General features: G+C 40.2%; 18 protein-coding genes. 1 reads left to right on the forward strand and 17 read right to left on the reverse strand.

From position 1 onward, the window contains the following. Positions 1-36 precede the first annotated feature (36 nt). The 12 genes from LZF87_RS00385 to LZF87_RS00440 form a co-directional block, all read right to left on the reverse strand. Entirely contained in the window at positions 37-786 is a 750-nt protein-coding gene (locus LZF87_RS00385) for an enoyl-CoA hydratase/isomerase family protein (RefSeq protein WP_244340190.1), read from the reverse strand. 103 nt (positions 787-889) lie between these two features. Further along, the gene (paaZ, locus tag LZF87_RS00390) at positions 890-3,382 is read right to left on the reverse strand and encodes a phenylacetic acid degradation bifunctional protein PaaZ (RefSeq protein ID WP_244340191.1); all 2,493 of its coding nucleotides are present in this window, start codon (positions 3,380-3,382) and stop codon (positions 890-892) included. A gap of 55 nt (positions 3,383-3,437) precedes the next feature. Continuing rightward, positions 3,438-4,640 carry a 3-oxoadipyl-CoA thiolase gene (gene pcaF, locus LZF87_RS00395; protein WP_244340192.1) on the reverse strand — a complete coding sequence of 401 codons (1,203 nt, stop codon included), beginning with the start codon at positions 4,638-4,640 and terminating at the stop codon, positions 3,438-3,440. Between the two features lie 130 nt (positions 4,641-4,770). Beyond that, positions 4,771-5,178: a PaaI family thioesterase gene (locus LZF87_RS00400; RefSeq protein ID WP_244343834.1), complete on the reverse strand. Its 408-nt coding sequence runs from the start codon at positions 5,176-5,178 to the stop codon at positions 4,771-4,773. Positions 5,179-5,213: 35 nt separating this feature from the next. After that, a complete protein-coding gene (locus tag LZF87_RS00405) occupies positions 5,214-6,368 on the reverse strand; it encodes a 3-hydroxyacyl-CoA dehydrogenase NAD-binding domain-containing protein (protein ID WP_244340193.1) in 1,155 nt (384 codons plus the stop codon). Between the two features lie 114 nt (positions 6,369-6,482). Continuing rightward, entirely contained in the window at positions 6,483-7,268 is a 786-nt protein-coding gene (locus LZF87_RS00410) for an enoyl-CoA hydratase-related protein (protein WP_244340194.1), read from the reverse strand. 47 nt (positions 7,269-7,315) lie between these two features. Then, positions 7,316-7,816, reverse strand: a complete 501-nt coding sequence (gene paaD, locus LZF87_RS00415) for a 1,2-phenylacetyl-CoA epoxidase subunit PaaD (RefSeq protein WP_244340195.1) — start codon at positions 7,814-7,816, stop codon at positions 7,316-7,318. A 26-nt stretch (positions 7,817-7,842) separates the two neighbouring features. Next, on the reverse strand, positions 7,843-8,595 hold the full coding sequence (gene paaC, locus LZF87_RS00420; protein ID WP_244340196.1) for a 1,2-phenylacetyl-CoA epoxidase subunit PaaC: 753 nt from the start codon (positions 8,593-8,595) through the stop codon (positions 7,843-7,845). 52 nt (positions 8,596-8,647) lie between these two features. Further along, positions 8,648-8,932: a 1,2-phenylacetyl-CoA epoxidase subunit PaaB gene (gene paaB / locus LZF87_RS00425; RefSeq protein WP_244343835.1), complete on the reverse strand. Its 285-nt coding sequence runs from the start codon at positions 8,930-8,932 to the stop codon at positions 8,648-8,650. A 64-nt stretch (positions 8,933-8,996) separates the two neighbouring features. After that, positions 8,997-9,953: a 1,2-phenylacetyl-CoA epoxidase subunit PaaA gene (paaA, locus tag LZF87_RS00430; protein WP_244340197.1), complete on the reverse strand. Its 957-nt coding sequence runs from the start codon at positions 9,951-9,953 to the stop codon at positions 8,997-8,999. Between the two features lie 79 nt (positions 9,954-10,032). Beyond that, a complete protein-coding gene (gene paaE, locus LZF87_RS00435; RefSeq protein ID WP_244340198.1) occupies positions 10,033-11,106 on the reverse strand; it encodes a 1,2-phenylacetyl-CoA epoxidase subunit PaaE in 1,074 nt (357 codons plus the stop codon). Between the two features lie 151 nt (positions 11,107-11,257). After that, positions 11,258-11,827, reverse strand: a complete 570-nt coding sequence (locus LZF87_RS00440) for a TetR/AcrR family transcriptional regulator (RefSeq protein ID WP_244340199.1) — start codon at positions 11,825-11,827, stop codon at positions 11,258-11,260. Positions 11,828-11,920: 93 nt separating this feature from the next. On the opposite strand from LZF87_RS00440, the gene LZF87_RS00445 reads away from it, so the two are divergent. After that, positions 11,921-12,229, forward strand: a complete 309-nt coding sequence (locus LZF87_RS00445; protein ID WP_244340200.1) for a rhodanese-like domain-containing protein — start codon at positions 11,921-11,923, stop codon at positions 12,227-12,229. Between the two features lie 45 nt (positions 12,230-12,274). Here LZF87_RS00445 and LZF87_RS00450 read toward each other — a convergent pair whose 3' ends face one another. The 5 genes from LZF87_RS00450 to alaS all read right to left on the reverse strand — a co-directional run bounded on the left by LZF87_RS00450 (position 12,275) and on the right by alaS (position 18,600). Further along, positions 12,275-12,922 carry a DUF4230 domain-containing protein gene (locus LZF87_RS00450; protein WP_244343836.1) on the reverse strand — a complete coding sequence of 216 codons (648 nt, stop codon included), beginning with the start codon at positions 12,920-12,922 and terminating at the stop codon, positions 12,275-12,277. A 40-nt stretch (positions 12,923-12,962) separates the two neighbouring features. Then, positions 12,963-13,919 carry a GSCFA domain-containing protein gene (locus LZF87_RS00455; RefSeq protein ID WP_244340201.1) on the reverse strand — a complete coding sequence of 319 codons (957 nt, stop codon included), beginning with the start codon at positions 13,917-13,919 and terminating at the stop codon, positions 12,963-12,965. 38 nt (positions 13,920-13,957) lie between these two features. Next, a complete protein-coding gene (locus LZF87_RS00460) occupies positions 13,958-14,752 on the reverse strand; it encodes a hypothetical protein (protein ID WP_244340202.1) in 795 nt (264 codons plus the stop codon). Positions 14,753-15,042: 290 nt separating this feature from the next. Beyond that, positions 15,043-15,831, reverse strand: coding sequence for a hypothetical protein (locus LZF87_RS00465; RefSeq protein WP_244340203.1), 789 nt, complete (start codon positions 15,829-15,831; stop codon positions 15,043-15,045). A 132-nt stretch (positions 15,832-15,963) separates the two neighbouring features. Further along, positions 15,964-18,600 carry an alanine--tRNA ligase gene (gene alaS, locus LZF87_RS00470; RefSeq protein ID WP_244340204.1) on the reverse strand — a complete coding sequence of 879 codons (2,637 nt, stop codon included), beginning with the start codon at positions 18,598-18,600 and terminating at the stop codon, positions 15,964-15,966. Positions 18,601-18,669: the final 69 nt, after the last annotated feature.

The raw sequence follows: 18,669 nt of genomic DNA on the forward strand, positions 1-18,669 counted from the left end.
TTTGTCTATTATCTTTTCTCTATTCCCTATTTTCTTTTATTTAAACTTCTTCAACGTTTCTTTCGTAAAGTCAGACAACACCAATCTTCCGCTGATGGCCGCTCTTTCGGCCAATAACGTATCCCAGTCGTCTGTACCTCTCCAAAAGATTTTCTTCATTTCCATCATCGCTTCCGGATTGTACGTACACAGATGCTCTGCAAACTTCTGAACCGCTTCATCCATTGCTTCAATACTTTCAAATACGTTCGCATATAATCCCTTCTCTTTGGCCCATGAAGCCTCATAGAAAGTATTCGCATCGATAGCGATTTGCGACATGGCTGAAACTCCCATTTTTCTTTCTATAGCAGGGCTAACCACAAACGGACCGATACCAACGTTCAGTTCGCTTAGTTTTACCGCTGCGAATTGAGTCGCCATGCAGTAGTCAGTTGAAGCGGCAATACCTACTCCCCCGCCTACGGTTTTGCCCTGAATTCTTCCGATGATGAATTTCGGACACTTGCGCATTGCGTTGATTACGTTGGCAAAACCTGAGAAAAACACTTTCCCGGTCTGCTCATCGTTAATGGTGATTAATTCTTTAAAACTGGCTCCGGCACAGAACGTTCTGTCGCCACCACTTTTTAGAATAATTACTTTTACCTCATCTTTATTTCCAACAGTGGTAATGGTTTCAGCCAATTGTGCTAAAATAGTTCCCGGCAAGGAATTCTGTTCCGGGTGGAAAAACTCTATTCTAGCGATTCCGTTTTGTATGTCGTGTTTTACGTATGCGTCCATTAATGTTTATTTTTTTAGCCCCGATAAAAGTGGAAATCCTTTTCTTTTTTCCTTTAACAAAGAAAAGATTGCAACGGATAGCGGGAATAGCTTCTAATAACTTTTACAAAATTCCGAATTGTTCAAAATGATGGTTAAAATGTTTTACGTTCAGTAAATCCCACTCGAATTTGTCCATGATTCCGAATACGGCGTTTTTGGTTGTTGCTTCCGGATTTTCCTTGAAATACAATTCAAAAGCATCGTAAGCTTCGATCAATTTTTGCTTTGCAGTAGCCAAATCAGCATGAATCAAAACATCGGTGCTTTCTTTTTCCATCAACGGATGTTTGAAATCTTTCGGCATCGGCTTATGATTGAAAACCATTTCGTTCACTTTTGCCAAATGTTCTGCAGGCGTGGCGATTTCGAAATCCTGAATTTCACCTGAGGCAATTCGCAAGGATTTCTCCAGGTGCTCCACCATGTGCTGAGGCTTCATCATTCCCCACTTCGCCGTAGCGTTTTCGTTTAATTTTGCCAAGTAGTTTTCGATGTTGCTTCTGTTTATCTGTACGAACGGTGATTTCTTCTGAACCATCGTCAGGATCGTAGCAATAGCCACTAATTCGTCGTTTTGGTCGAACACTTCCACGAACCATTTCACGATTCCGCAAGGCAATTCTTTTCCTACGCTGTCGCGCTCTATTTTCTGCTTACACGTTAAACGAACGTAAATGGTATCGTTGTGGTAAATCGGACGAACGAAACGGCACTCTTCCAAACCGTAATTTGCCGCTACCGGTCCTTTGTTCGGATATACGAACAATCCCGCTGCAGCCGCCAAGATGAAGTACCCGTGCGCCGTACGTTTTTCGAAAATACTTCCTTTCAAAGAAGTGATATCGGTGTGCGCATAGAAATGATCCCACGTTAAGTTTGCGAAATTGATGATATCGGTATCGGTAACCGTACGTTTATGTGTTTTAAGCGACATACCAGGCTGAATATCCTCCCAATGATATTGGAACGGATGTTGTGGCGTCTCTTTATATTTTGAATTTGGCTGATAAATGCCTGTGATTTCAGTAAGTGTGGTTGGAGAACCCTGAACGGCACAACGCTGCATGTAATGCTTGATTCCGCGTACGCCTCCCATTTCTTCTCCTCCTCCTGCACGTCCAGGACCACCGTGAACCAATAAAGGCAGCGGCGAACCGTGTCCGGTGCTTTGTTTCGCATTCTCTCTGTTCAACACTAAGATTCTTCCGTGGTGAGTAGCCGCATTGATTACATAATCTTTCGCAATTTCATCAGAGTTCGTTACGATAGAAGAAACCAAGGAACCTTTACCCATTTGGGCCAATTCAATAGCTTCGTCTAAATTCTTATATGGCATTATGGTTGAAACCGGACCGAAAGCCTCTGTTTCGTGAACCGTAAGATTTTCAAACGGGTTATCCTCACGAAGCAACATCGGGCTAATGAAAGCACCCTTAGCATCGGCGCCAATAAGGTCTAATTTATCTAAATCACCATAAACGACCGAAGCCGTTCTGGCAATTTCTTTCACCCTGTTTTTCACTTCCTCCACCTGGTCTTTGCTTACCAAGGATCCCATGCGAACCTCTTTAAGTCTCGGATCTCCGATGGTTACTTTATCCAATGCTTTTCCAAGCGCGATCTGAACATCCTCCACTAAGTTTTCAGGAACGATCATACGACGGATAGCCGTACATTTTTGTCCGCACTTCACGGTAATTTCGCTTCGTGCCTGACTGATGAACAAATCGAATTCAGGAGTACCCGGAACCGCATCTTCTCCCAAGATGGAAGCATTTAACGAGTCGGCTTCCATATTGAACGGAACCGCTTCGCTGATAATTCTCGGATGCGATTTCAACATGCGTCCGGTAGTTGCAGAACCCGTAAAGGTAACGACATCCTGACTTTCAATGGAATCGATTAATGTATGAGCCGATCCGCAAATTAATTGCAGTGCACCTTCAGGCAAAATATTGGATTTAATGATTTCGCGAACAACAGCTTCCGTTAAATACGAAGTTGACGTCGCAGGTTTTACCACTGCAGGGACTCCCGCCATCCAGTTAACAGCACATTTTTCCAGCATTCCCCAAATCGGGAAGTTGAAAGCGTTGATGTGTACCGCCACCCCTCTTTTCGGAACAAGGATGTGATGCGCCATGAATCGGCCGCCGCGTGACAAATCGATTGGATCTCCCTCTACATGGTAGGGTTGGTTTGGAAATAATTTTCGTAATGAAGCATTCGCAAACAAGTTTCCGAAACCTCCTTCAATGTCAATCCAGCTGTCCACACGGGTTGCACCGGTTCTGTAACTTATTTCGTAAAAATACTCCTTACGTTTGTTTAAATACATCGCCAGGCTTTTTATCATGTTTCCACGTTCCTGGAAGGTCATTTTACGAAGTTTTTCGCCTCCTTTGGTTCTTCCGTAATGAAGCACTTCGGCAAAATCTATCCCTTGAGTAGAAGCATTACCGATGATTTCCCCGGTTACCGAGTCAAATAACGGAACACCTTCTCCGGAACCGGTTGCCCAATTTCCTAAAATGTAATTTTCTATTTTGCTCATACCTATTTTGTTTAACCGCAATCCCGATAGCTATCGGGACGCTAAGTTTGTTTTTTTAAACTCTTTCAATAATTACTGCGTACCCTTGTCCTACTCCAATACACATGGTAATTAAAGCATAACGTTTTCCTGTAAGCTGTAATTCCAATGCCGCGGAATAAGCGATTCTTGCTCCGGTTACACCCAGAGGATGCCCGATAGCGATAGCACCTCCATTAGGATTGATTCTCGGATCATCGTCCTTTAATCCCAATTCACGGATGCAAGCGATACTTTGCGAAGCGAAAGCCTCATTTAATTCTATAATGTCGATTTGATCCAAAGTAAGGCCCGCTTTTTCAAGCGCTTTTTTGGTCGCATCCACCGGTCCGATACCCATGATTCTCGGTTCTACACCTACTACGGCTGAACTTACGATTCGGGCTAACGGTTTTAAGTTGTATTTCTTAACCGCTTCTTCTGAAGCAATGATTGTCGCAGCCGCACCATCGTTCAATCCTGATGCATTTCCGGCTGTTACGCTTCCGTCTTTTTTGAAAGCCGGACGTAATTTTGCTAAGCCATCCATCGAAGTAGAAGGTTTAACAAACTCATCCTTGGAGAACTGGATAGGATCTCCTTTTCGCTGCGGAATTTCAACAGTTACGATTTCTTTTGCCAATCGCCCTGAATTTTGAGCTGCAGTGGCTTTTTGTTGGCTATTTAATGCAAAAGCGTCCTGATCTTCTCTGGAAATAGCATATTTCTCAACAAGGTTTTCGGCTGTTTCTCCCATGGCATCCGTACCGAACATAGCATGCATTTTCGGGTTGATAAAACGCCATCCGAAGCTGCTGTCGTACATTTTACTGTCGGTTCCAAAAGCGGCAGACGGTTTTGACACCACTAAAGGTCCGCGAGTCATGTTTTCAATTCCACCTGCGATAAAAACGTGTCCGTCTCCGGCTTTGATCGCACGGTTCGCGCCGATAATCGCCGAAAGACCTGAACTGCACAAACGGTTTACGGTTTCTCCCGGAACAGTGTAGGGCAATCCCGCCAACAATAAAGACATGCGTGCTACGTTACGGTTGTCTTCTCCTGCCTGGTTGGCACATCCCATGATAACGTCGTCATAGGCGTCGGTTGGAATGTTTGGATTTTTTTCTGTTACCGCTTTGATTACCAAAGCCCCTAAATCATCCGGGCGCACCGACGCTAGGGTTCCCTGATAACTTCCGATTGGAGTACGTACTCCGTCTATGATATATGCTTCCATTTTCAGATTGCAGACAGCAGATAAAACCACCGTCTATTATATTTTATGTTCTTTTAAAACTCTAATTTCTATTCAATTCGTTTCCAAATGCCGTCCCGATAGCTATCGTGACATTCGCTCCCGAAAAAATTTATTCTTCCCATTCTTTCGGAGTACGGTAGGCAACCCCTTTAAAAAGCGCCACCAAAATGTCTCCTTTTTTCACCTCCACGATGTAGAAGGCCAGTTTATTCTTTAAGCTTTCCAGACTGGCTTCGGCAACGATGTAATCGCCTTCTTCCAGGGCTTCGATGTGGTTAATCGAGGTCTCGATGGAAACGGCAAACCTTCCGTTGGTATTCGCGGTAAACCCGAAAGCGGTATCTGCTAACGAGTAGGCTATTCCGCCATGTGCCTTGCCCATACTGTTGAGCATTTCTTTGCGGACGGTCATACCTACTTTACAATTCCCGATTTCGCATTCCAGAATTTCGATTCCGAGCCACTGACTGAACGGATCCAGGGAAAGCATTTTAAAAGGTATTTTTTCTCCTTGCATTTTCGAGTTGGAATTTACTATTTCTTCCGTTTTCATTACACTTCAAATACTTTGTTTTCTCTGTTCATTTTGCGTAAAACCGGACTGCAGCGGTAACGGTCTTCGTGGTATTCGCCGTACAGTTCGTCTAATTTTTCAACACACCACTGGATTCCCAATTCGTTTGCCCAAGCCAATAATCCTTTTGGATAATTCACTCCTTTGGTCATGGCGTTGTCAATATCTTTGGCTGAAGCGATGTTTAAGAAGAACGCATCGGCGGCTTCATTAATCAACATTACGATTACGCGGTCGAAAATGGTTTTGGCCAACGTTGTATCTTCTGTTGGCTGCGGCATTTCCACGCTGTAATTATAAAAACCTCTACCCGATTTTCTTCCTAAGAATCCGGCTTCGGTCAATCTTTTCTGTGTGAATGACGGTTTGTATCTCGGGTCAAAATAGAACGAAGTGAAAACCGTTTCTGTAACGGTGTAATTCACGTCATGTCCGATGAAATCCATCAGTTCGAAAGGCCCCATACGGAAACCTCCTATTGTTTTCATGCTCCAGTCGATAGTGGCAAAATCAGCATACCCTTCTTCATAAACGCGTAAAGCCTCGCTGTAGAATGGACGAGCCACGCGGTTCACGATAAATCCAGGTGTATCTTTAGCTACTGCCACTACTTTTTTCCAGTCGGAAATCGTTTGTGTTGTTTTCTGAAGTACCTCAGCACTTGTCTGAACCGCAGGAATTACCTCAACCAGTTGCATTAATGCTGCGGGGTTGAAAAAGTGAATTCCGATAACGCGTTCCGGCTTTTGGCATGAAGCGGCGATGGATGCGATAGATAATGACGAAGTGTTGGAAGCCAAAACCGTTTCCGCAGAAACTAAAGTTTCCAATTCTGAAAATAATTTTCGCTTAATGTCCAGATTTTCGACGATAGCTTCGATAACCAAATCAGAATCCGATAAATCCTGTAATGTGGTTACATACGAAGTTGCGTTTAGAATTCTTGATTTCTCTGCGTCGTCAATTTTTCCTTTTTCCACTAATTTGGATAAGGTATTTTTAAGGCTGGCTTTGCTTTTGGAAAGCGCCTCCTGATTGGTATCATATAATTTTACGGAACATCCGGCTGTGGCCGCCACTTGTGCAATACCGCTTCCCATCGTTCCTGAGCCTATAACTGCTACTTTCTTCATTTATATTTTTAGACTTTCTTAGACCTTCTTAGACCTTCTTAGACTTTCTTAGACTTTCTTAGACTTTTCGAAATGTCTAATATTCTAACAATCTAAGAAGTCTAACGTTCTGAATTAATTTCCTTTAAATTCCGGTTTTCTTTTTTCTACGAATGCGGTTACGCCTTCACTGTAATCGTCTGAAGAGCTGGCTTCAATCTGCAAATCGCTTTCCAATGCCAATTGTTCTTCCAGTGAATTCGTCATCGATTGATTTAGCAGTCTTTTTGTCAGACCTAATGCTTTAGTTGGCATCTGCGCTAAATTTTCGGCTATTTTCTTCACCTCGGCTTCGAAAGAATCGGCAGAAAAAACTTTGTAAACCATTCCAAGGCTCATGGCTTCTTCGGCAGAAACTTTATCACCCAACATCATTAAAGCCGATGCTTTTTGAAAACCGATTAATCGTGGTAGGAAAAAAGTCCCAGCACTGTCCGGAACCAAACCGATTTTACTGAAAGCCTGAATAAAACTCGCCGATTCTACCGCCACAACGATATCACAAGCCAAAGCAATATTGGCTCCCGCACCGGCAGCAACACCGTTTACGGCAGCCACAATTGGTTTTTCGATGTTTCGGATTTTTTGGATAATCGGATTGTAGTGTTCCTCAAGTATTCTTCTGAATCCCGGATTGATCTCCGGTGTTGTTACTTCTTTTAAGTCCTGTCCGGCGCAGAATGCTTTTCCGTTTCCGGTAAGTACGATGGCGCGGACATTTGAGTCGGCAGCGCAATTTTCAAGTGTATCCTGAACCGACAAAGCCATTTCTCTGTTGAAACTGTTGAATACCTCAGGTCTGTTGAGTGCAATCCACGCAACATTATTTTCAATCTTTACCTCAATTGAGTTTGAGCTCATACCTAATTTTATTTAAAAACCCACAGGGAAAACCCTGCGGGTTGTTTTTATTTTAAACATTTAAAATAGTCAAACGGCTCCAGACAGTCCTGACACTGAAACAGTGCCTTGCAGGCCGTCGAACCAAATTGGCTAATTAGTTTTGTGTTAAACGAACCGCACTGCGGACATTTAACCAACTTCTTATTGCCCAGCAATGCTTCCTTATCCGCTTCCGCACTTAACGGAGCAGCGATACCGTATTTCTCCAGCTCGGCCCTTCCTTTCGGAGTGATCCAGTCGGTAGTCCAGGCAGGTGAAAGTACTAAGCTCACTTTCGCTTCCATCCCTTTTTCCCTGAATGCTTTTTTGATATCATCACCGATCGCATCCATGGCAGGGCAGCCGCTGTAAGTAGGCGTAATTGCTATTTCAATGATGTCATTTTCAATATTTACAGCACGTACCACTCCCATATCCATAATAGAAAGCACAGGAATTTCAGGATCCGAAACCGAAGCCAGAATATCCAGTAGTTTTTTATCGATATGTTGAAGTTGTTCCGTCATAATGTAAGCTAAAAAAGGAAATCCTTTTACCAGTTCATATTAGGATAAGCGCGCTGCATGTATTGCATATCGGCTAACAAATATCCCATATGTTCGCTGTGGATACCTTGTTTTCCTCCTTTTTGGAAATATTCCATAACAGGAGTATTTAAGGTCGATTCTTCCAAAACAGCGCTTACTTTTTTATAATAAGCCTCTTTCAGTTTGGTTGTATCCACACCGATATTTTCGGCAACCATAGCTTTATCGGGATCTGTCTGATGGAACAATTCATCGGTGTACACCCATAAATCGTTAATGGCAGCTTGGATTCTATCATGACTTTCCGCAGTTCCGTCACCTAAACGACGAATCCAATCGGAAGAAAAACGAGTATGATAACTCACTTCTTTGATTCCTTTTTCAGCAATTGCCGCCAATGTTTCGTCTTTGCTGTTTTTCAATTCTTCCAAAAGCGAAAGATGGAAAATATCAAACAAAAATTGTCTGGCGATAGAATAAGCAAAATCCGTGTTAGGCTGCTCTACCAACAATACATTCTTGTACTCTCTTTCTCTGCGTAAAAAAGCAATGGTGTCTTCAGTCGCGTTTTCACCAACTAATTTGGCAGCGTACTGATAGTAACTACGGGTTTGTCCCAACAAATCCAAAGCCATGTTGGTCATTGCGATATCGGTTTCCAAACTCGGACCGTGACCGCAAAGTTCACCAAGGCGCTGACCTAAAATCAGAGCATTGTCTGCAATCCCGTATATGTATTGAATTAAATTGTTATTCATTTGAATATTTATTAAGACCTACAAAGTTTTGAAAACCTTGCAGGGCAATATGCTACATATGTTTTAGTTCGTCTGGCAGTTCGTAAAAAGTAGGGTGACGGTAAGCTTTGTCTTTTGCCGGTTCGAATAATTCAGAACTGTCATCCGGATCTGAAGCTGTAATTTGAGCTGAAGGAACAACCCAGATACTTACACCCTCGTTTCTTCTTGTATAAACATCACGTGCGTTTTCCAGAGCCATTGTAGCATCACTGGCGTGAAGACTTCCGCAATGACGATGTTCCAATCCGTTTTTACTTCTTATAAATACTTCCCAAAGTGGCCAATTTTTCATAATTATGAGTTATGAGTTATGAGTTATGAGTTTCTGAATAATTCAAAACTCATAACTTATAACTGATTTATATTGCTTGTTCTAATTTCTTTGCTTCTTGTTTTTCGGCATAAGCCATGGCAGCATCACGCACCCATTTCCCGTTTTCCCAGGCATTCACTCTGTCGGAAATTCGTTTTTTGTTACAAGGTCCGTGTCCTTTTACCACTTGCCAGAATTCATCCCAATCCAATGGACCGAAGTCGTAACGTTTGGTTTCTTCATTCCATTTCAGATCCGGATCAGGAATTGTCAGTCCGATTAATTCAGCTTGTGGCACAGTCTGGTCTACAAACTGCTGGCGTAATTCGTCGTTTGTTTTACGCTTTAATTTCCATTTCATCGACTGCTCGGTGTGAACGGATGCTGCATCTGTTGGACCTAACATCATCAAAGATGGCCACCACCAACGGTTTAGAGCGTCCTGAGCCATTTCTTTCTGCTCCGGCGTTCCGTTGGCTAACGTCATCATGATTTCGAATCCCTGACGCTGGTGAAAACTTTCTTCCTTACACACACGTACCATCGCACGAGCATAAGGCCCGTAAGAAGTCGCTGTCAATGGCACCTGATTAATAATCGCTGCGCCATCCACTAACCAGCCGATAGCTCCCATATCAGCCCAAGTTATTGTTGGGTAGTTGAAAATACTTGAATATTTTGCTGCACCGGAATGCAATTGCTCATACAACTCTTCACGGGAAACACCAAGGGTTTCGCAGGCGCTGTACAAATACAAACCGTGTCCGGCTTCATCCTGAACTTTTGCCAGCAAAGCCACTTTTCTTCTCAAAGAAGGAGCTCGTGTAATCCAGTTTCCTTCCGGCAACATCCCCACAATTTCAGAGTGAGCGTGCTGTGAAATCTGACGAATATGCGTCTGACGGTATTTTTCCGGCATCCAGTCTTTCGGCTCGATTTTCTCATCATTTGCAATGCGCAAATCGAAGATTTCCTCTAAGTTTTTTATTTCCTGTTCTGACATAACATTTATTCTTTTTGTCCCGAAACTAACGGGAGTAGATTTTTATTTATCGTTAAAAACTGATATCGTTCCGTTACTGTTAGACACCAAAATCAACAACTACATTTTTGGAAGTAGGTACAGCCTGACAGCTTAACACATAATTTTTAGCCACTTCGCTTTCATCCAAAGCATAGTTGATTTTCATCTCCACTGTACCTTCAAGGACTTTACATTTGCATGTGCTGCAAACACCACCTTTACAGGCAAACGGCAAATCGGCACCAGCGGCCAATGCCCCGTCAAGTATATTGTCGAAATCATCTTCCATAGTGAAGTGGAATTCTTTTCCACCATCAATAATGGTAACTTCAGTTCCTTCCACTTTCTTCTCTAAAATCTGATTGGTACGTTGTTTGTCTGCTTCAGAACCTCCTGAATGGAACAATTCAAAATGAATCTTTTCTTTTGGCAAACCTGCAGCTACCATTTCATCGCGAATCAGGAAAATCATTTCTTCAGGACCGCAGATGAAACATTCATCAACCGATGGAACATCAATGATTTTAGAAGTAAGAACTTGTAATTTCTCTGTCGAAAAACGACCATTGAACAACTCAACATTGCGGTGTTCTTTGGTTAGGAAGAAAAACGGCTCAAAACGACCTAAGTACTTGTTTTTCAATGCTTCAATTTCCTCCTTAAAGATAATTGATTTTACCGTTTTGTTCAAATAAAACAATTGAAAAGTGCTTTCCGGCTCTAATGCCAAATGTGTTTTGATAATAGAAAGGATAGGTGTAATCCCGCTTCCGGCTGCAAAAACAACATAGTTCTTCGCTACTTTCGGATTAACATCTTTGAAAAACACACCGCTCGGCGTCATTACTTCAAGAAAATCTCCTTTTTTTAAAGTGCCATTCACAAAACCTGAAAACAATCCACCGTCCATTTGCTTAACCGCCACCTGCCATTTATTTTCTATCGGACTGGAACATAAGGAATACGAACGACGCACTTCAGCACCGTCAATCAAAGTTCTTATATTAAGATGTTGCCCTTGTTTGAATACAAAATCATGTTTTAATTCTTCCGGAATTTCAAACTCAATAACTGAACAATCTTTGGTTTCTTTGTAAATATCCGAAACCTTTATACTGTGAAATTTACTCATTGCAATAGCTGTTAATTCTAACTAACAAATGTTAGTTTGTAGTGCAAAATTAAATATTATTTCGATACATATCGCATCGATGATTTAAAAAAATGAATTTAATGGGAAATATTAACAGAAGTAGGATTCAAAACCGACAAACGGATCATATCTAAACAATCCCGTGCAGTAAGACCTGCGTCATATTTGATTTTAAAACAGCCGCGTTGAAGCCCTTTTTTCTGCCATACCAAAGGTAAAGTGTTCGTAAAGTGGAGTGTAGTGAAAAAATAATTACTTCGGTATTCAGGTCTTTCAACTCACCGTCAGCAATTCCTTTCAGTATTATTTTGCGGAAATTTTCTTCATATTCTTCACGCATCTTGATGAAGTATGCCAGCTCATCATCGGCCAAATGCATCCAGTCAGAATTCAGGGAAGCCAGAGCGTCAGTATCACGAACCGTAATATCGATATGCAGTTGAATTACTTTTTCAATTTTCTGAATACAAGTGTCGGTCGACAACATGATTTCATTCATCACCTTGGTAAACTCCTCAGCAATTTCAATAATAATCAGCACCAAAATTTCCTGTTTGGACTTAATATGATTGTACAAACTGGCCGCTTTAATATCCATTGCTTGTGCTATATCACGCATGGTCACAGCGCTATAACCTTTTTCTTTAAAAAGCTTGGCCGCAATGGCAATTATTTCGGTTTTTCGGTCGTGTGATTTCATCGGGTGTAAAATTAGAATTTATTTCAGCTTTGGTAACATTTGCTACAAATTAATTCGGCTTCCGGTCGTACATTTGTTTAAAATTAATACAATATGGGATTATTAGAATTTTTAGGATTAGGAAGCAAATCGGATTCTATTCAGGAATTTGTTGCCAAAGGAGCCGTGATTATCGATGTGAGGACTGTGGGTGAATTTGCTTCGGGACACATTCAAAGTTCCAAAAATATTCCACTCGACACACTTGCATCAAAAATAGAAGAAATCAAAAAATTAAATAAACCGGTAATTGCCTGTTGTCGTTCCGGGATGCGAAGTGCGCAGGCGACTTCCATTCTAAAACAAAATGGCATTGAAGCTGTAAATGGTGGCGGCTGGGAAAGTTTACAACGAAAGCTGTAATCTTTCAGCCGATTAATAAAAAATCCCTCAATGAGGGATTTTCTATTATAAGTTAAGGGTTTTACCCAACTGACTTTCCGTTTGAATAACCTGATTTTTATACTCTAGTTTCCAGCCCATCGTATTGGTCAGAATCAAAATTTTAGCCAGTTCGCTTACCAATCGGTTTTCAGCATTGCTTTTCAGCTTTGACTTTTCAACTTTCCGAACCAGATCTGCTTTCACTTTTTTATTGATTTTATTGTAATCAGCACCGGTAAACGGGTTCATCGTACTCTGATCGATATCATAAAACTGAATGTCCGGACTGATTTTTATTTCCTCCTTCGGAATACTTACTATCGTAATGGTTTTGTTTTTTTCATCGATGTCATATTTCACCTTGCTCAAATCATAGGCAACTGTCACATCTGCATTGATTATGATGAGCGCTTTTTTCTCAAAAGTAAGCAGATTCATCATGTATTTCTGTTGGTCTTTATAGGTCATCACCTGAGAATAATGCCCTTCGGTTACAACCAATTTCCCGACATTTTTAATTTGCTGTTCGATCAGATCAGTATTGTATTCGGTGGTTTCTGTGGGTTTTTCAGAAGTGAAATATTTATACAACACGACACCTACAATAATAAAAATAAGCAGCCAGATAAGTTTTCCGGCACGGCCAATGATCTGTCCCAAAGGCACAAGCATATTTTTTAAAGTGTTTTCTTCAGACGAATTACTGGCCATTTTAAAATTGGATTAGCGGATTTTCAACCACTAATTTACTAATCTTTTGATTGAGTTTTTCTAAAAAAATCTGATGTTGTTCCGAATTCGGATTAAATGGCTTGTGCTGCAATGCTTTTTGAATAGAATCCACCTGGTCCATTGTTGGGCGGCATGAGTCAGCAACCATCGACTGAACAAAACGTTCCCAGATATAATCAATGCCCACCTGATTGGGATGCAGCATGTCATCAGCATAAAAACGATAATCGCGAAGTTCATCCATCAGGATTTCATAGCTGGGAAAATAAATAGTCTTTTGCGGATTTTGCACCTTTTGCAAGACAGTGTGCAAAGCCGTTATCAGATGCGATTTGCTCTGCTGATTTTCCACAAAACCATCTTTAATATGCCTTACCGGCGAAACAGTAAAAATGAATTTACAATTAGGGTTGACAGAAGTAATCAACGAAATTATGTTTTGTAGGCTTACATCGATTTGAGCCACGGAGAGAATCTCTTTTGCAAATTGCTTTTGAGGTACTTTGTGGCAATTAGCCACAATTTCACCACTATCGTTATTGCGATACACCCAAGCCGTCCCTAAAGTAAGAGAAACATGGGTAGCCTGCATTAGCTGATTGCGGAATGCTTCGGCCGTTGCATTGAGTCGCTCCAGGAATGCTTCTTTATCAGAAGAGCTTAACTCGGAATGCACATCAAAAGAGTGCCATAAGTCGTTATGAAAAAAAATATCTGCTTCGGAAAATCGTTCGCCTGAAATCGTTTTCCGGATTATTTTCTCAATAGAAACCGGATTAAAAATAATCCCGAATGGATTAACGGTATGCTGAAATTTGAAATAACTGAATTTATCTCCGATATTTTCAGCAAAACAAGAACCCAAAGACACTATCCTTGAAGTATAATCTATTGGAAAATTACTTTGCGGAATAGGTATTTGGGTTCTGAAGTGCATGCTAAGTTTGTTTAATTTATACAAACTTAGTAATTATATTAATAGTAATATTGGAATACTACTGATCCTCTGCTTGCGCTTACCGGATAATTACTTGAGTTATATGCGTACTGAATCTGATCGTTAACTGAATTTGCCGCAGAAACTCCTGAGATGGCAATCGAAGTAACGTTATTTAAATTGCCGTTTAATGCAGCATCATGGTATGTCAGTTTATCAAACCCTAGTATCCCTCTAAAAGGTGAGTTTTTAGCGTCATAAGAATAATCATGAGCTTCTGTAACCGGGCTTCCGTTAACAGTTCTGTAGGTCTCCATTCGGGAAACTTTTCCGTTTGATAAGAAAATCTTTCTGTTTACCTTTAGATTGGACGAACTGACAACATCTCCACGATAGCCATTTACAGTAACCGTTCCGTCGCTGTTATAACTGAATACCGCTTTATACGTTACCGTGTTAGACGAATTTATTCTTTTATAAGTAGTAAGCTGGTTGTTTGCATTATACTCATACAGTTCCTTAGAATTCAAAACATTACTATTATAATAATCTCTTTCCGTAATTAGGTTCCCTGTATATATATAGCTGACCTGTCTCCCATCTGATGATACAACTTTAGTCAGTTTGCTCCCACTATAAAAATAATTATCGGTAGTAACACTTCCTCCATTATTGGTCGTAGCAACTATTCTCTTTACCAAAACTGCATTTGGATTTAATTTCCCATCCATTTCCGAACTTGAATCATCTATAGTATCAGCAAATTCATCGTTAGAACACGATGCCAGTAGCGCAATAGCAGCCATCCCCAAAACAACACTAAGTCTTTTCATAAATCTTCTAGTTTTTGATTAAACTTTAGCAAAAGAAGAAAAAAAAAATATACAAAAATGTTTTTTAACGGTTTTTTTTGACTTTAATCGATTAATTCACAGTAAGTTATGTAAAAATCTTATTAAAAACAGCCTTAATCATTTCAAATGTTTTCCCGAAAGGCTCCAAAGATAACCTTATAAAGGTGGTAAAATCACAATGAATTTATAAATAATTGATTATCAACATTTTTAAAAGCAAAAACCCAAAATCGAAATGATTTTGGGTTTTTAAAAAATATTCTAAAATCTTACTCATAGAAATATTCAAAAATCAAAGGAGGTCCATTATTATCCAAAAGATCTACAGCTGTCTTTTTTGACAAAAAATTATCCGCATTGTAAACATTTACTATATCATCTACATCTACAATATCATTAACAGAACTACTATATGTGATTGAAGTTAAATTATGACCATTTTGAAAATTCCCATCATCATAAAAAGTTAATTTATCATACCCCAAGATTAGACTGGTAGGATCGTTTGCCGTATCATAAGTATAATTTGTAAAGAGGGTTTCTAAATTCCCGTCAATAATCGTATAAGTTTCAATTTTACTCACCAATCCGTTTACAAAAAAAACTTTTTTATTCAAATCGGTAGGTGTGTTTTGATTAACCGAATCACCGGTATAACCAGAAATTGAAATTGTTCCATCATTATTATAAGTATATACAACTTTATATCCTGTATTATCCCTTATTTGTTTTCGAGTAATTAACTTATTGTCATCATACTCAAGAAAATTGACATATTTCAGAACATTATTCTTGAAAAATTCAATCTTAGTTATTAATTCACCTGTATAAGTATATTTAAAAAAGCTCCCATCAGACGAAACTATTCTGGTTATCCTGTTTCCATTATAGAAATAATCATAAGTAAAATCATCGGCAGCTCCATTTAAATTTGCTATCGTTCTTTTTAATTTAGTTCCATTTACATTAAATCCTGAATCGGATGAAACTCCATCACTGTCTGAACAAGAACTTATTAACAATACTAAAACACTGAATAAACAGAAAAATTTTTTCATTTTTATTTTTTGTTAGATTTTTAACAAAGATTAATAAAAACAATCCCCAAACCAAAATTTATGAAGATTTTTTTTACAAAAAAAGCCCAAATCGATAACGATTTGGGCTTTAAATAACTATAGAATAAAATCTTACTTCACGAACTCAACCGCTTTTTCCAAAGCTTCTTTAATTCCACCTGGATTTTTACCTCCCGCTGTTGCGAAGAACGGTTGACCTCCACCTCCGCCTTGGATGTATTTTCCAAGCTCACGAACCACTTGTCCAGCATTTAAGCCCTTACTTTCCACCAATTCTTTGGAGATATAAGAAGTCAGCATCGGTTTATCATCAGCAGCAGTTGCTAAAACCAGAAACAAGTTGTCTTTGTTCTGACCTAATTCATAAGCCAAGTCTTTAGCTCCGTTGGCATCCAAATCCACTTGTACCGCCAAGAAATCTACTCCGTTGATATTTTGTAATTGAGAAGCTAATTCCCCTTTCAGGTTTTTCGCTTTCTCTTTTAGTAACTGTTCGATCTGTTTTTTCAGTTTCGCATTTTCGTCCTGTAAAGAAACTACAGACTTGATAACATCCTGCGGATTTTTCAATGTTTCCTTGATTTCTTTCAGGGTATTTTCCTGTGATGCGTAGAATTCTTTCACCGCATCATTAGTAATCGCTTCAATTCGACGAATTCCTGCAGCTACCGCTCCTTCGCTTGTAATTTTGAAGTGCCAGATGTCTGCCGTATTATTCACGTGGATTCCTCCGCACAATTCCATGCTTTCTCCGAATTTGATAGCACGAACATTATCTCCGTATTTTTCTCCGAATAACGCCATAGCTCCTTCTTCAATTGCCTGTGCAAACGGAATACTTCTTCTTTCAATTAAAGGTAACTGCTCCCGAATTCTTGCATTTACGAAATCTTCCACCTTTTGCAATTCTTCATCTGTCACTTTTGCAAAATGTGAGAAGTCAAAACGCAGGTAATTCGGTGCCACTAACGATCCTTTTTGCTCCACATGCGTTCCTAAAACCGAACGCAATGCCTGATGCAATAAGTGTGTTGCCGAGTGATTGCTAGCTGTATGACTTCTTAAATCGGCGTTTACTTTTGCCACAAACGTACCGTTTACATTTTCAGGTAAACTTTTCGCGAAATGCAGAATTAAGTTGTTTTCCTTTTTCGTATCGATGATTTCGATAGTTTCGTTTGCCGATACCAAAGTTCCTTTGTCACCAACTTGTCCTCCTCCTTCCGGATAGAACGGCGTGTTATTTAATACGATCTGGTATAGTTTACCGTCTTTTTTAGAATCCACTTTACGGTAACGAGTGATTTTCACTTCGTTTTCTGTTTGATCGTAACCTACAAAAGTTTCCACGTTTCCGGGAACCAAGACGGTCCAATCCTCTGTGGATACTTCTGAAGCGGCCCTGGAACGTGTTTTCTGTTCCAACATCGCAGCATCAAAACCAGCCTCGTCCAAGCTATATCCTCTTTCTCTTAAAATCAAAGCAGTTAAATCGATCGGGAATCCAAAAGTATCATACAATTCAAATGCTTTAGCACCCGAAACTTCTTTCCCTTTGGTTTCCGCAACCACATTTTCCAACAACTGCAATCCTTGGTCTAACGTTCTTAAGAAAGACGCTTCTTCCTCTTTAATTACGTTCGCAACTAAACCTTTCTGAGCAATAATCTCCGGGAAGAAAGCCCCCATTTGGTTGCTTAATACCTCTACCAATTGATAGATGAAGGGTTCTTTAGTGTTTAAGAACGTAAATCCGTAACGGATGGCACGACGCAAAATACGACGGATTACATAACCGGCTCCGGTGTTAGAAGGCAACTGACCATCTGCAATAGCGAACGCCACAGCACGAACGTGGTCAACAATTACACGAATGGCAATGTTGGTTTTATTTTGCTCTTCGCTGATGTTTTTTATTCCGTTACTCGTATATTTTTTACCTGTAATTTGTTCTACTTTTTCGATTAGCGGCGTGAACACATCGGTATCGTAATTAGATGTAACGCTCTGCATCGCCATACACAAACGCTCGAAGCCCATTCCGGTGTCTACGTGTTGTGCCGGTAATTTTTCCAAAGAACCATCAGCTTTTCGGTTGAATTCCATGAATACGTTGTTCCAGATTTCCACCACTTGTGGATGATCGGCGTTTACCAAATCACGACCTGAAACTGCAGCTCTTTCAGCATCTGTACGCAAATCGATATGGATTTCAGAACATGGTCCGCATGGCCCCTGATCGCCCATTTCCCAGAAATTATCTTTTTTGTTTCCTAAGATGATGCGGTCTTCCGAAACGTATTGCTTCCAGATATCGAAAGCATCCTGATCGAATGGCACATTTTCTGAAGGATTTCCCTCAAACACAGAAACATACAAACGGTCTTTTTCAAGTTTCAATACTTCGGTCAGGAATTCCCAAGCCCAAGCCAATGCCTCTTTTTTGAAATAATCACCAAACGACCAGTTCCCCAACATTTCGAACATGGTGTGGTGATAGGTATCAAAACCTACATCCTCCAAATCGTTGTGCTTTCCGGATACACGAAGACATTTTTGCGTATCGGCTATTCTTGGCGATTTTGGTGTTCCGTTCCCTAGGAAAAACTCTTTGAACTGAGCCATCCCGGAATTGTTAAACATCAAAGTCGGATCGTCTTTTAAAACAATCGGTGCAGAAGGCACGATTAAGTGTCCTTTGCTTTCAAAAAAATCAAGGTAAGCCTTACGAATGTCTTGTGATTTCATTTTTTTATTTATTTCCGCGATTGTGATTCGCACTAATTTTCTATTTCGATTACAAAAGGTAAAATGACT

It is taken from the genome of Flavobacterium enshiense (genome assembly GCF_022836875.1).
Taxonomy (GTDB): domain Bacteria; phylum Bacteroidota; class Bacteroidia; order Flavobacteriales; family Flavobacteriaceae; genus Flavobacterium; species Flavobacterium enshiense_A.

Excerpts from the sequence above, each read along its gene's own strand:
- LZF87_RS00385 (WP_244340190.1), bottom strand. The coding sequence starts at position 786 with ATGGACGCATACGTAAAACACGACATACAAAACGGAATCGCTAGAATA.
- paaZ (WP_244340191.1), bottom strand. The coding sequence starts at position 3,382 with ATGAGCAAAATAGAAAATTACATTTTAGGAAATTGGGCAACCGGTTCC.
- pcaF (WP_244340192.1), bottom strand. The coding sequence starts at position 4,640 with ATGGAAGCATATATCATAGACGGAGTACGTACTCCAATCGGAAGTTAT.
- LZF87_RS00400 (WP_244343834.1), bottom strand. The coding sequence starts at position 5,178 with ATGCAAGGAGAAAAAATACCTTTTAAAATGCTTTCCCTGGATCCGTTC.
- LZF87_RS00405 (WP_244340193.1), bottom strand. The coding sequence starts at position 6,368 with ATGAAGAAAGTAGCAGTTATAGGCTCAGGAACGATGGGAAGCGGTATT.
- LZF87_RS00410 (WP_244340194.1), bottom strand. The coding sequence starts at position 7,268 with ATGAGCTCAAACTCAATTGAGGTAAAGATTGAAAATAATGTTGCGTGG.
- paaD (WP_244340195.1), bottom strand. The coding sequence starts at position 7,816 with ATGACGGAACAACTTCAACATATCGATAAAAAACTACTGGATATTCTG.
- paaC (WP_244340196.1), bottom strand. The coding sequence starts at position 8,595 with ATGAATAACAATTTAATTCAATACATATACGGGATTGCAGACAATGCT.
- paaA (WP_244340197.1), bottom strand. The coding sequence starts at position 9,953 with ATGTCAGAACAGGAAATAAAAAACTTAGAGGAAATCTTCGATTTGCGC.
- paaE (WP_244340198.1), bottom strand. The coding sequence starts at position 11,106 with ATGAGTAAATTTCACAGTATAAAGGTTTCGGATATTTACAAAGAAACC.
- LZF87_RS00440 (WP_244340199.1), bottom strand. The coding sequence starts at position 11,827 with ATGAAATCACACGACCGAAAAACCGAAATAATTGCCATTGCGGCCAAG.
- LZF87_RS00445 (WP_244340200.1), top strand. The coding sequence starts at position 11,921 with ATGGGATTATTAGAATTTTTAGGATTAGGAAGCAAATCGGATTCTATT.
- LZF87_RS00450 (WP_244343836.1), bottom strand. The coding sequence starts at position 12,922 with ATGCTTGTGCCTTTGGGACAGATCATTGGCCGTGCCGGAAAACTTATC.
- LZF87_RS00455 (WP_244340201.1), bottom strand. The coding sequence starts at position 13,919 with ATGCACTTCAGAACCCAAATACCTATTCCGCAAAGTAATTTTCCAATA.
- LZF87_RS00460 (WP_244340202.1), bottom strand. The coding sequence starts at position 14,752 with ATGAAAAGACTTAGTGTTGTTTTGGGGATGGCTGCTATTGCGCTACTG.
- LZF87_RS00465 (WP_244340203.1), bottom strand. The coding sequence starts at position 15,831 with ATGAAAAAATTTTTCTGTTTATTCAGTGTTTTAGTATTGTTAATAAGT.
- alaS (WP_244340204.1), bottom strand. The coding sequence starts at position 18,600 with ATGAAATCACAAGACATTCGTAAGGCTTACCTTGATTTTTTTGAAAGC.